This is a genomic window from Endozoicomonas gorgoniicola, from assembly GCF_025562715.2.
GTDB classification, from domain to species: Bacteria; Pseudomonadota; Gammaproteobacteria; order Pseudomonadales; family Endozoicomonadaceae; genus Endozoicomonas_A; species Endozoicomonas_A gorgoniicola.
The window spans coordinates 5,808,059-5,821,266 of the sequence record NZ_JAPFCC010000001.1; the positions used below are offsets into that span (position 1 = coordinate 5,808,059).

Consider the following 13,208-nt stretch of genomic DNA (forward strand, 5'->3'; position numbering starts at 1 on the left):
TAATTTACTTTTATGCTTTCAGGAAAGGCTTATGTTTTCCCGGCCTGCATGCAGTTGAATCAGCAGGCCATTCTTCTTATCCAGCGCATCAGCCAGAGAGTATTGAGCCAGTACATTAAAAAAGGCATCCATTGCCTGATTCATAATATCTTTCAGCTGACAGGCAGAACAGTCGGAGCAGGCAATTTCCTCGCACTCAACCAGTGTAATGCTGGATTCCATCGCTTTAACCACGTCTCCAAGGTTAATGTCTTCCGGCTGCATGCCCAGGCGAAAACCGCCACCTTTACCCCGAAAAGTCTGCAGATAACCCAGCTGACCCAGCTTTTGTACAATTTTCATCACATGAGTGCGTGGCACCTCAAAGGCGTCCGTTACTTCCTGAACTGACAACAGGCGCTCTCCTGTTTCCATTGCAGAATAAACAAGAATCCGAAGGGCAAAGTCCGTGTGTTTAGTTAATCTCATGATTTGATAGGGGGGTATCTATAAATGTTCATCTTTAATATCAGAGAAACGCTCATGATGCACGCATTTCAATCCGGTTTCAGTGCATTTAGGTTCTTTTAACTATGAAAATGCAGCTCACCCTGACTCCTCAGTCATTTTCATATTTCGGGGTGAGCCGCATTTTCCGCCCATGGCTATTTTATTTAATAGTCTATAATCGCCTGCTTTAAATCACTTATACCGGTATTGCCTTTAATGGAGCGCATAGCCTGTTTTAACATTCGATATCTGTTACTGGTTACACTGGTTTCAATATCAGTTTCAATAACAGTCGCAATAACAGTCGCAATAACAATGGCTACTGCTGCCAATGCCAGCCCTTCCGAAGCACCTTTGTCGTTTTTAGTTTGCAGTTTTTCGCCTGACCATCAGGACATAAACAAAGAAAAACTGGCGAGCTCCATACCTGTTTATCTTAATGTGCATAATCAAACTGTTCAGATGTTACAGGATGAAAAGGTGTGGCAGTTTCAAAGCTTAACCACACCCATGACGGTCCTTTGTACGATAAAGCAAAAGCAGGAAAAGAAGCCGCCAGCCGGTTTCCGGAATCCGACTTCTCCCAACGATAAAAAACCCTCTGATAAAGGTGGTCACAAAAAACTGTCCACCAGGTTCACTCTTCCTGACCAGCAGCTGCCTGCATCTCTGCCTGAACCTCAGCCCTCTCTGCCAGTCATAAACAGTAAGGGCTCCCCAGCCCGAGAATTTGAGCCCGTTGCAAAACCGGCAACACATTCTTATCAACCCGCTATTGAGCCTGCAACTGACCAGCAGAATTACCTGACCGTATTGCCTGCAAACCAACAGGACAAGCAATGGTGGGACAGTGTGGAGTTCATCTTTCTGACACTGCTGCAAGGCGGTCCACATATTTACAACCGTTTTTCTCAATACTGGCAGCAACTGTTGCACCTTCCATTAAGCCAACTGAATGAACTGGCTGGTGAAATATACAACTACTCCATGCAGGTCAGGGGTGAGCCCTGGTTCAGGGATACCCTGACCTCTTTGGAGGCGCACTCTTTGGGGGCACACTCTTTGGAGGTGCAACGTTTCAGGAAGACAATGCTTGCCTTAATCCGGCAGGAACAGGAAATAAGGGAAGTTATTGACAGAGCCCGCCAGCAGGGTATTTCAGTGGATTTACAACGCATTCAGCAAAACCTGCAAATGGTTCTGGAAGCAAACCTTTCCGATTCACTGGTCGCGGTGATGAACACCGATCACCAGCCGCTGACCACAGAGCAGAAAAAGGCTGCAGGAGAATCATTTTTGCGGGCAGCCATGATGGCTGTTGATGACACTGAATATGACCCGCTTACATCCAAACCAGTCTTAACACCGGTTGAGACGACACTGAAACATCAGGACTCCGTCTTTTACAAGCTTGCATCCAGTCACAACGATCACAACCTGCTGCAAATCCTCCAGAACCGGCTTATGCTGCTCGAGGTCAAACTTGATGAAGAACTGTGTCGGCTCTCCACAGAGCAAGGCACAGTTTATGCCTCAGGCACTGCTGATGGATGCGGAGGTATTGTTTTAGGTATGGTGGCGCACCCGGAAGGAGAGGATAAAAAAGAAGCGGATAAAAAAGAAGAGGAAAAAAAAGTGGCAGGTGTCCAGAACGGTCAGCCAACAAATTCCCAACCTTCCAGCACAGGTCAGCAACCTATCGGGCAGGGTTACTCTTCTGATACCGGAGCAGGAGGACGCGGCAATAACAATGAACCATGCCATGACCATGTGGGATCAACTTGCCCACACCCAGACTGCAACAACGGTCCCTGCCGCTGTCATGAGTGTTTGCAGGCCGGCTCAATTCAAAGTGAGGGAATACGAAAACAGAGACTTTCTGCCAAGTACCTCCACGATAGTATTCCCAGGCCTTTTCAGGCACTTCTTGAGTTAAAGCTGCCCCCGGAAACCATTATCAGGCAGCTCTACCCGCTGGCACACATTATCAGAGAAACCTCTGATACAGAGGCGGTTACCGAAAGACATCCTCCCCGACGCCCGCGCCGCTTAAGCGCCCCCGATCTGGCTATGCCAACCACCGGAATGGCAACGGCCTTGAGTGTCGTTCAGGCAAGTACTGAGGGCGAATCTCGCTATACACACCTTGAAAACAAAACCATCAAAGAGATTCTTAAAGAAATCAACGATGAAGACTGGCGTGTACCAGTAGCCTTAGAAGCTTCAAGCGGAACGATTTTAAAGCTTCTGCAGAAAGTACAGGAAACCATCAAGCGTAAGGGCAGGGTATTCCTTATCGGGGCTGGCAGCAGCGGTCGGCTCGCGATAGTCAGTTCAATACCTGACCCACAAAAGCTTGTTGCACTGATTGCCGGAGGTGACGAGGCTATTGCAACATCTAAGGGCGGAGCGGAAGACAATTATACTTCAGCCTGGCGTGAACTTTCTGAAGTACACAACATCAACCGGAACGACCTGCTTATAGGGATCACAGCCTCTGGCAGAACACCCTATGCGGTAGGCGCTCTCGCGATTGCCAGAGAACAGGGGATTCCTACAGGCTCTATTGCATGCAGCAGAGATACAAAAATATCCCGGCTGTCTGATACCCCGGTCGAAACCTATGCGGGTCCGGAATACATTACCGGCAGTACCCGGATGAAATCCGCCACTACACAGAAAATCATTTTAGATATGATTTCAAGGGTCGCCATTGAACCGGACCAGGACTTAAACGCACTCTTACAGAGATTTATCAAAGGCAGTGCTGAAATTGCCCGGGCGCTCTCCCACCAACTGCCACAGCTTGAAGCGCTGGTAGAAAAGGTTGTTCCTGTCATACAAAATCAAGGGCGTCTTATTTACCTGGGAACGGAGTCGCCCGGTCGACTGGTTGTTATTGATGCCTCAGAATGCCCACCAACCTTTGGCGTTAAGCCTGAAACCGTTACCGGGCTGATTGAGGGTGGTAGTGAAGCACTCAGGCGTACGCTTACCACAGCACAAAAAGAAAGAACCAATGCCTGGGAAGACCTTCAGTCACAGGGCGCTTCCAGTAATGATATCGTGACCGGTGTTGGCATAGAGGGTCTTCCGGAGTACGTACAGAAGGGCTTGACCAAAGCAAAAGCTACTGGCATAGCAACCGCCTCCATAATGGTTCAGAAGAGTACGTCTGAGAAAAGTGATCACAATGCTGTAGTCATTTCATTACCGGTTTCTGAAAACCCGGCAGAATACGAAGCACTGGCGGGAACGGCTATCAAGCAGGCTCTGAATATGTTGACAACAGCAGTCATGATTAAACATGGAAGAGTCGCCGACAAGTGGATGTCGCACATGCAGGCGTCAAATGAAAAGCTGGTTGCCAGGGAAGCCGTTAATCTCGCCAGGATAGAAGGCATTACGCTATTAGCGGCCAGAGCCCTGCTGACGATTTTCAAATCCACAGCGGCTTCAATCGAATATCGAAAGAAAATGAGGGAGCCTCCAAAGCGCCAATAGTTTTCCTTCTGCCAGCCTGATTAAGGCTCACAACCACCATAGCGGAAAAGAATACCGCCTGTTACCTGCAGCGGTTATTATGAGCCTTTACCTGACAAATACTCTTTATGGCAAAATCGAAAACCCGCAAGGCCTACGTCTGCACCGAGTGTGGCAGCGAATCTGCAAAATGGCAGGGGCAATGCCCTGACTGCAAAGCCTGGAATACTTTTAAAGAGGTTAACCTTGGCCCTGCCGCTGCGCCTTCAATTGCTGCCGCCAATAAAGCAGGCTTTGCCGGAGCCCTGTCTGGCCTGCAAACACTCAGCGAAGTGGATGTTGCCGAAGCACCACGTTTTTCCAGCGGCATGTCAGAGTTTGACCGTGTTCTGGGCGGAGGCTTTGTTAAGGGCAGCGCGGTTCTGATCGGCGGTCATCCCGGCGCAGGTAAAAGTACCATCCTGCTACAGGTGCTTTGCCATGTTGCCCGGCAAATGGATGCGCTCTATGTTTCCGGCGAAGAATCATTACAACAGATCGCTGCCCGAGCCAGACGACTGGGGCTGCCTACCGACCGGTTGAAAATGCTGGCTGAAACCAGCGCCGAAAACATTGTTGCGGTTGCCGAACAGCAAAAGCCGGGCATTATTGTTATTGACTCGATTCAGGTCATGTTTATGAACGGTGTAGATGCAGCACCCGGCGGCGTGGCCCAGGTAAAGGAGTCTGCAGCATTTCTCACCCGTTTCGCCAAACAGACCGGAACCGTTCTCTTGATTGTGGGGCATGTTACTAAAGACAACTCACTGGCGGGGCCAATGACACTCTCGCATATCATTGATACCCAGTTAATGCTGGGTAATACCGACGACTCCCGTTTCCGCATTATGCGCGCTACCAAAAATCGCTTTGGTCAGGTTAATGAGCTGGGTATTTTTGCCATGACGGAAACCGGTATGAAGGAAGTCAAAAACCCTTCTGCCATCTTCCTGTCCCGAACCCCTGAACCCACTTCCGGAAGTATTATCAGTGTACTCTGGGAAGGTACCCGCCCACTTCTGGTTGAAATTCAGGCACTGGTGGTTGAATCCCAGCTGGGCAATCCTCGTCGTGTCACCGTTGGTCTGGAACAAAATCGTCTGGCCATGCTGCTGGCGATTCTTACCCGCCACGGCGGTATTTTTACCAGTGATCAGGATGTGTTTATCAACGTCGTTGGAGGCGTTAAAGTCAGTGAAACCTCCGCCGACCTTGCCAGCCTGCTGGCAGTGGTTTCCAGCCTGCGCGATACTCCGCTGCAACAGGATCTGATCGCCTTTGGAGAAGTAGGTCTGGCCGGTGAAATCCGTCCGGTTGCCAATGGTCAGGAGCGGCTGGCAGAAGCAGCCAAGCATGGGTTTAAGCGGGCCATTGTTCCGGTTGCGAATAAGCCGAGAAAGCCCATTGAGGGGTTTGAAGTGGTGGGTGTCAGTAAACTGTCCGAGGCTCTGGAGGCAATTTAAAATAACCGCAGGTCTTTATGGGGTTTTGTGTTCCCATGCCCCATAAAATGTTCCCATGTTATCTTTGCTCTGTACACTCTGTTGATCATACTTGACTTGGGAGTGTTCCCAGAAAACCGAATCCAGGCTACCAGTGACTGAAATAGACTTTCCCCTCTCGCAATTACCGGGATTAAGATCAACCCAGTTCAGACCAGTGAACATTTTCCCGTTTACTTTCGTATCCCCCCCTATACATTCCGATGTAAACTGACCAACTAGTTTTGATGATCCCAGAATGGTATACCCCTTTCCATCAAGCCGATAAGGCCAGACATCGTGCCATTCCAGTTGACCCGAGGTTATATCCCGTACATGCCATGCAGGAATAAAGGCAATGACCCGGGTCTGCCCCTTAAGTTTAATATCCCGACCTCTGACGACAACAAACTTTTCAGCCCGGGAACGTTTTGCAAGCAGCCTTCTGACCGCTTGACGACTGCACTCTTCCTGCCACTTTTCATCAGGCATTAAGCCACAATAGTCGACTACGCCGCTGACTATTTCTCTGAATAAACCATCCTGACCACCGGCTATCCAGGCAGACCTGACTCCATTTAATATCTGCACCAACTGCCCTTTTTTCATTTGCCCCAACTGATGGTGTCCTGAATGCAGCATTAAAAGACGGCGATCCTGTAATTTTTCTTTTTTTCTCCCAACCTTCGAAAGAGCGTTTTGACTCAAAGGATTCATACTCCCCTGACTGAGATTGACCGAAAAAATACGATAGTTTACAACCCTGTGTTTCTCAGATAGTTCATCCAGCACTTGCAGGATGTCGTGATTCAATCCGTCGTCATTGTCGAGACCTTTACAAAGAAGCCTGATATTAAGATGGCTGATTTTTTCACAATCAGCAGGAGCCTGCCCCCAGAAACCTCTTATTTTATAACCAAGATAGCCTGCGGCAAAAACTAGCAGGACTTTGCGCGCATAATTGTCTCGAGTATGGGTATACTGCGTCCTGCCTTTAGGTTCGGGTTTTGTATTGACACCTGCTTTTTTATGTTGCGCTTCGGCAATTTTCTTAACTCTACTGGATCTTTTAATAAAGCTTTCATCCACATTGCGAGGTTGAGAATTTTCATTTTTATACTTTTTTAAAGCTATATTTTCTACGCCAAGATCTTTTATGATTTGTTGCAAAGATCCAATTTTATTATTGAGTTCCTTTTTCTTTTCTCTTAAAACCTGTTGTTCTCCTTCCAGTTTTTTTATCTTGTCTTTAAGCTCAGGAACTACATTATCCATCGGTTTTTGATTAATCTTCGCTTTTAAAGTGCTTATCTTTTTTTTATGCTTTGTATTTTCTTCCACAGTTGCCTGAATAATCCGTTTTAACTCTGCCACTTCTTCATTCAGCTGTTTATTTTCAGAAGACAGGATGATATGTTCTGAATCCTTCGCTGCAAGCGTTTCCTCTAACATCGATACTTTATCACCCAAATGTTCTTTCTCTGAAGACAGGCTTACATATTCTGAATCCTGAGTTTTCACAACCTGCTCTAACTTCGATAGCTCTTTACTCAAATGTTCATTTTTAGAAGACAGACTTGTATGTTCTAAATTCTGAGTCTTAATAACCTGTTCTAACTTCGATAACTCTTCATCTAAATGTTCGTTTTTAGAAGACAGGGCTGCTCTTTCTTCCATACCCGCATTAACATACCGTTCTGATTCAGAAAATTTATCAATCAGACGTTGATTTTCAGCAAGCAGCTTGACCTGCTCAGAATCTTTCATTAAAAGACTTTTTTCTAAGCTTGATACTTCACCCTTCAAATTTTCATTATTAGCAGACAGTGTTTGAACATTTAAACTTAACTCCAGTATTTCACTATTCAGACTCTTATTATCAGAAAGCAAACTTTCTATTTTTTTTGTTTTTCCTTCAATTTCCTTAAGTAATTTTGACTCATTTTTATCAATGACTTCATTCTTAGCTGATAAGTTTTTTATTTCATTATCTTTTTTATTTATTTCTCTCGTTAACTGGAGAATTTTTTCCTTACTCTGTTTTTGTAGTATCTTAATAGTGGCTTTTCTTTCTTCTTCAGTTTCAGAAACAAGTTTGGATAAATACTCAATATTTTTAAGTGCTTGTTTTAATTTTTCTGTTTTTCCATTCAAATGATTGGACATTGATTTAATTTGTTTTCCATAGTTATCTAACTTTGTAGCCAATTCGGCATTCTGAACTTGCAGCCTTATGCTTTCCAAACGACTTCTGAATACAATATTTCCAGGAAAAACCTCATTTAACAAAAGGAGACGATCCCAATGTTTTCCCTCCTTGCGTATAGTATTGGTGCCACGCTTGCGAGCCTCAAAACACAGCCCTCTGTTAACACACTCACTAATCACTTCTGCCTCACTAATAAAGGCTGACAGTCTTTCGGACTGAATCATGGCTACGTCCAGACTCGGGAGATAATCATTAAATTTTTCCCATGCTTTCACTCCTTTGAAATTTAAAACACTGTGCATATAAGGTGCATTCTCATTATTTTTTTCAGGAAAGGTAAACAACAAATTTTCTTGTTTAAAGCCTGAAATTTCAAAACCAGATTTTTCAAGTTTTTCTCTCACAGACTCTTTAAAAGAGTCCACAAACTCAAATGGCCATGCGATCAAAACATCAATATCATTTGTAATGGGCAGGTTTCCCTCATGCAGATCTTTATGATGAAGGGGATTATTGAGAAAAAACAGTCTTGCTAACCATCCACCATAAAAGCGGCTTTCTATTTTTTTTTCGTCACAGAAGCTGGCAACAATCCATTCCAGGTTACTTTGCAATTGTCTAATTACAGAGGCGAATTCACTGAACTCATTAAATCTTTCCAGAATTTTGTTGAACATTGCCTGAGTCATTTTTACGGTATACCCTCCATCCTGACCAGTCTCATAAGAAGAAGCAGACTGGGCAGGAAGGGAAAGATTGATATAACGAGCAAGTCGCCTGCTGACTACCATCGGCCATTGATCTCTGATCACCCCCTCAACAGGCAAAATCTGAAGCATGCCTGCACGGCTTAATGTGTAAACTAAATCTTCGATATTCTGCAATGTCACAACAAATGAAGCTTGTCCATTCATCCTGCTATTGAAATAGAAAGACTCTGTTGCCCGCCACAGAAGACTCTTTGGAGTGGCTCTGTAATTCGGCAACTTGTTATCAGTACGAAATGGGGGCTCCTCATCATCTTTATCTTCTTTCCTCCAGGGTTCTCCAGCAGCCTTTTTATTTAACGAGTTGGGCTTATGTATTGTGCTTTGCTGGTTGAGTGGACTGCCTCCGGATCTGGAAGACGTAGTCCCTGAATTGGGTGATTTTCTTATATGCGACTCCGGAACATTATCGGGCAAATAAACCGGCTTCCCCTTCCAGTCAGGGCAGTACAGACAGTCAGAAACAGTGGCCGGAGTAATCGTGTTTTTTATTTCCGGGTCAGCTTCCGGATACCTTGACGAACGTGCTTTAAACACCGGCTCGTACGCTAAAAAAGAAGACTGGCACCATCCAATAAACAGCCTTTTAAACTGTGCGATCGCCATAGCAGAGTTTGCCGCCAACAGTCGCTGACTCAACCAAAGAGGAACCGTCAGTTCTATCGACACCCCCGATTCTCTGGATTTCATCGAACCGACCAACTGAATGGTTAAATCGGTGGTGTTACTTCCTTCTTCAGGTTCACTCCAGGCGATTTGCAGATAGCGTTCAATATTCATCCCGTCAAATCGTTTTATCCAGTAAATACCACTATGGCTACCCACTTCGAAGGTACGGGTTGAATTGTCATGGTCTGGAAGAGTGACTGATAATGTGAGCCCGGACGCATCCTGTTGCAAAACGTCCAGCTCTGCTCTCCAGTCATCACTTCTTACCGTTGACTGGCCCGGTGCTAACTGTTGTGTCATCTCAGAAACATAAGCCACCAGACTGTGCAGAGTGCCAAAATTTTCCCGCTGCAACTGGTAGTGTGATTCAGCCTCTATCTGTGTCTGATAACCCAGCACCGGATTGGTTGTAAAAGCCTCAGAAGTGGCACCAGGTATCGCAGCAGGCGTCCATCCGGGATCAGTAAACAGCAGCTCGTAAACCCACTGTCGAAAAATGTGATATAGAAGAACGCGATGCGAGAGAAAGGAAGTAACGCTATTAATTTGCAGGATAGCATCGGTTGTGCGCTTTCTAAGCAAGCTCGCATTCTGTAGAAAATGAGCAGGTAAAAGGAGCGCAAAAGACACCGCCAGTTGAGCAATAGCTGTTGACTTCATAGCCTCAAGATCCAGCGGAACCTTTATTGAAATCCCCGGAATAGAGAACTCTGCATGATAGAGCGCAGGATCTTCTGAATTTTCAGCAGCGAAAAGACGAGCAGAGTGTGTGCCGGACACCAGCAATAACAGAAAGAGTAGTTGTAAGAAAAGCGTACCTGTTTTTATTCTAAGCAGCATTTGCCCGACATCCTTTATAGGGCTCCCAGTATAGACCTCAAATCAAGAGTTTCTCCTCTGAATTGTCTACTCCTCTGAATTGTCTGCTCCTCTGAATTGTCTGCCAATACCTGATGGCACACGGTATACTTCGGCTCCATTGAGGATAAGACAGGAGGCCATCATGCTCAAAGGTCTATATGGTGTTACTGACAGCCATCTGCTACCGGACGACAACAGCCTGCTGCACGCAGCAGAACAGGCTTTGCATGGTGGTATGAAAGTTCTCCAGTACCGCGATAAAAGCGACGACCAGAAAAAACGCCTGCGCCAGGCCGGAGCCCTGAAAGTACTCTGTCACCAGCATCGGGCGATCCTGATTATTAATGACGACGTAGAACTTACAGCAGCCGTTGAAGCCGATGGCGTACACGTCGGCCAGAGTGATGCGTCCGTTACCGAAGCCAGAAGTCGTCTGGGCGATTACGCCATTATAGGTGTAAGCTGTGGAGGCTCTATAGAGCTGGCACAAAAAGCCGTTGACGCTGGTGCCAATTACATTGCCTTTGGCAAATTCTTCGACTCCAAAACCAAACCGGATGCAAAAACCGCCAGCCTGGCTGTGCTGCCGGAAGCCCGGCAGCGTTTTGAAGTCCCTGTGGTAGCTATTGGGGGAATTACGGTAGATAATGCTTCCCAAATAATAGAGGCAGGTGCAGACATGATCGCTGTTGTAAACAACCTGTTTGCAGCACCCGATATTCAGCACCGGGCTCGTGAACTCAGTGAACTTTGCCAGTAAGGAAAACAGTCATGGCTCGATCCGACAACCGATCCAACGCTTTGTTCAGTGAAGCGCAGCAAGTTATTCCCGGCGGAGTAAATTCACCCGTTCGCGCGTTTAAAGGCGTTGGCGGCAAACCCGTTTTCTTCCAGAGCGCCCGGGGAGCTCATGTAAAAGACGTTGACGGCAATGAGCTTATTGATTATGTCGGCTCCTGGGGGCCAATGATTCTTGGTCACAACCATCCGGATGTGGTGGCCGCCGTGCGTGAACAGGCGTTGCAGGGGCTGAGTTTTGGTGCGCCTACAGCACTGGAAACCGAACTGGCCCTGAAGGTACGTCAGCTGTTCCCGTCTATGGAGCTGCTGAGAATGGTGAACTCCGGTACCGAAGCCACCATGAGTGCTATCCGTCTGGCTCGTGGTTTTACCGGGCGGGATCGCATCATCAAGTTTGAAGGCTGCTACCACGGACATTCCGACTCCCTGTTGGTTAAAGCCGGTTCCGGTGCCCTGACCCTGGGCGTACCCAGTTCTCCCGGTGTGCCTGAAACACTGGCAGAAAACACCATAACCCTGACCTTTAATGACCTGGATTCTGTCGAGGAAACCTTCAGGGAAGTGGGTTCTGAAGTCGCCTGTATTATCGTTGAGCCTGTCGCTGGCAACATGAACTGCATTCCTCCGGTTCCGGGCTTCCTGCAGGGGTTACGCCAACTCTGTGACGAACACGGAGTCCTGTTGATTTTTGACGAAGTGATGACCGGCTTCCGGGTAGCCCTCGGGGGCGCTCAGGCGTATTACGACATCAAGCCTGATTTAACCACTCTCGGCAAGATCATTGGTGGCGGACTGCCTGTGGGCGCCTTTGGTGGTCGCCGGGATATCATGGAACACCTGGCACCACTGGGACCAGTCTATCAGGCAGGTACCTTGTCAGGTAATCCACTGGCCATGGCGGCAGGTCTGGCAACGCTGAACAACATTGTTCAGCCGGGCTTTCATGACGACCTGACCGACAAGGCAGAACAACTGCTGAAAGGGTTAAGGCATCAGGCAGACCTGGCAGGCATTCCTTTGCGAACCGTTCAGGCCGGAGGCATGTTTGGTCTGTTCTTCACTGAACAGGAAACCGTGGAGCGGTTCGATCAGGTGATGGCCTGTGACAGCGAACGGTATGGACGCTTCTTCCATGCCATGCTGGACGAAGGGGTTTATCTGGCGCCTTCTGCCTTTGAAGCCGGTTTCATTTCTGCCGCCCATGGTGATCAGGAAATAGAACAGACCGTTGCTGCCGCTGGCCGGGCTTTTCAATCTTTATTAAACTCTTGAATTACTCTTTATCACCGGGCGTAATGACTCATTGTTTACTAAAAACCCGTTCGATGAATAATCGTTCTTCGCTCATGGCTGTTTATGATTTCTCTTGCTATTTCTGATGCGGTGCTGGCTTTTGCCAGCGCCTTTCCTGTTTTCCTTTTATCCCAGCAAAAGGACTTTGATCCGGCACATAAGCTGCCCGCCAAAGCAGCTTTGTTTGGCTTTCTACTGATGACGGTCGCAGGTGGCCTGGGGGCACTCAACTACGGTTTCTCTACTGCCTGGGCCGGGTCATACTGGATGTTCAACAATATGGCCACCTTTATGTCCCCTCCTCTGGTCACCATTGCCATGGGACAGATTCTGATGGCAAAGTTCTGGAGTGCCGCAGCCTGGTGGAGAACCATTCTGGCGATCTGCCTGCTGTTCGAAGTGTCGCGCTGGTATGGGCTGGAAACGGTTTACCGGGATCTGCAACTGACACTGTGCATAATCGCAGGTCTGGTGATGGTCACCCGTTCCTACATGAACGCAGGCACCAAAGCCCTGATTATGGTGTCCTTTGCCAGTTTCTTTGTCGGCGGCATGCTGATTGGCAATGAAGGCACCATCGCGGGCTATCTGCGTCTGAACCTGTTTCGTTACTTTATCGCCCTTGGCAACCTGATGCTCGGTACCGGGCTTTACTTTCTGCTCCGCCAGAAAAAGCCAGAAAAGCTCTGAGGGTGTCGCAAAACGCCCTCAGTCTGCTAACTCTGCCCGGTTAAGAGTCAATTGGAGTTCAGAGGCGGCATTGGAAACGAACGCACGTTGCCACTTTTGGCTTCAGTCACTTTGGCCGTACCTTCTTTTTCCACTTCATCAATTCGGATAATAGACGTCAGTGGAATATAGCTGCGCTTAACACCTTCAAAGATGTTTTTCAGTTTCTCTTCGCTGGGGTCAACCAGCAGCTGGCTGCGTTCGCCAAAGGCAAACTCTTCCACTTCAATAAAGCCCCAGAGTTCGCTCTGAAAAATCTGGCGGGCATAGACTTCAAAGACTTCGCCTTCGTTTTGAAAAATAACTCGAAAGACCTGTGTTTTTGACATCGATGATTAAAACCTTCTTGATCACTTCCACCGGTTTGCTTTGTTGTCAGCAAAGGTG

9 protein-coding genes are annotated in these 13,208 nt (G+C 47.4%); 5 read left to right on the plus strand and 4 right to left on the minus strand.

The features are described 5' to 3' along the window. Positions 1-18 precede the first annotated feature (18 nt). Complete coding sequence (locus NX722_RS26155; protein ID WP_262565767.1) at positions 19-468, minus strand: Rrf2 family transcriptional regulator; 450 nt, start codon at positions 466-468, stop codon at positions 19-21. Between the two features lie 185 nt (positions 469-653). Further along, a complete protein-coding gene (locus tag NX722_RS26160) occupies positions 654-821 on the minus strand; it encodes a hypothetical protein (RefSeq protein ID WP_262565768.1) in 168 nt (55 codons plus the stop codon). Between NX722_RS26160 and NX722_RS26165 the strand changes: the two genes are divergently transcribed. Both NX722_RS26165 and radA read left to right on the plus strand, forming a co-directional pair. Beyond that, positions 805-3,993, plus strand: a complete 3,189-nt coding sequence (locus NX722_RS26165) for an N-acetylmuramic acid 6-phosphate etherase (RefSeq protein WP_262565769.1) — start codon at positions 805-807, stop codon at positions 3,991-3,993. The genes NX722_RS26160 and NX722_RS26165 overlap by 17 nt on opposite strands. A 107-nt stretch (positions 3,994-4,100) precedes the next feature. Then, a complete protein-coding gene (radA, locus tag NX722_RS26170; protein ID WP_262565770.1) occupies positions 4,101-5,474 on the plus strand; it encodes a DNA repair protein RadA in 1,374 nt (457 codons plus the stop codon). 15 nt (positions 5,475-5,489) lie between these two features. On the opposite strand, the gene NX722_RS26175 is transcribed toward radA, so the two are convergent. Beyond that, positions 5,490-9,977, minus strand: coding sequence for a hypothetical protein (locus NX722_RS26175; RefSeq protein WP_262565771.1), 4,488 nt, complete (start codon positions 9,975-9,977; stop codon positions 5,490-5,492). Positions 9,978-10,140: 163 nt separating this feature from the next. Here NX722_RS26175 and thiE point away from each other — a divergent pair, with 163 nt between their 5' ends. The 3 genes from thiE to NX722_RS26190 all read left to right on the plus strand — a co-directional run bounded on the left by thiE (position 10,141) and on the right by NX722_RS26190 (position 12,782). Continuing rightward, complete coding sequence (gene thiE / locus NX722_RS26180) at positions 10,141-10,758, plus strand: thiamine phosphate synthase (protein ID WP_262565772.1); 618 nt, start codon at positions 10,141-10,143, stop codon at positions 10,756-10,758. Between the two features lie 11 nt (positions 10,759-10,769). Next, a complete protein-coding gene (gene hemL / locus NX722_RS26185; RefSeq protein ID WP_262565773.1) occupies positions 10,770-12,071 on the plus strand; it encodes a glutamate-1-semialdehyde 2,1-aminomutase in 1,302 nt (433 codons plus the stop codon). 84 nt (positions 12,072-12,155) lie between these two features. Next, positions 12,156-12,782: a hypothetical protein gene (locus NX722_RS26190; protein ID WP_262565774.1), complete on the plus strand. Its 627-nt coding sequence runs from the start codon at positions 12,156-12,158 to the stop codon at positions 12,780-12,782. 47 nt (positions 12,783-12,829) lie between these two features. On the opposite strand, the gene NX722_RS26195 is transcribed toward NX722_RS26190, so the two are convergent. Next, a complete protein-coding gene (locus tag NX722_RS26195; protein WP_262565775.1) occupies positions 12,830-13,150 on the minus strand; it encodes a DUF1820 family protein in 321 nt (106 codons plus the stop codon). Positions 13,151-13,208 lie beyond the last annotated feature (58 nt).

Coding starts and splice junctions, on each gene's coding strand:
- NX722_RS26195 (WP_262565775.1), bottom strand. CDS start 13,150: ATGTCAAAAACACAGGTCTTTCGAGTTATTTTTCAAAACGAAGGCGAA.
- thiE (WP_262565772.1), top strand. CDS start 10,141: ATGCTCAAAGGTCTATATGGTGTTACTGACAGCCATCTGCTACCGGAC.
- NX722_RS26155 (WP_262565767.1), bottom strand. CDS start 468: ATGAGATTAACTAAACACACGGACTTTGCCCTTCGGATTCTTGTTTAT.
- NX722_RS26165 (WP_262565769.1), top strand. CDS start 805: ATGGCTACTGCTGCCAATGCCAGCCCTTCCGAAGCACCTTTGTCGTTT.
- NX722_RS26190 (WP_262565774.1), top strand. CDS start 12,156: ATGATTTCTCTTGCTATTTCTGATGCGGTGCTGGCTTTTGCCAGCGCC.
- radA (WP_262565770.1), top strand. CDS start 4,101: ATGGCAAAATCGAAAACCCGCAAGGCCTACGTCTGCACCGAGTGTGGC.
- NX722_RS26175 (WP_262565771.1), bottom strand. CDS start 9,977: ATGCTGCTTAGAATAAAAACAGGTACGCTTTTCTTACAACTACTCTTT.
- hemL (WP_262565773.1), top strand. CDS start 10,770: ATGGCTCGATCCGACAACCGATCCAACGCTTTGTTCAGTGAAGCGCAG.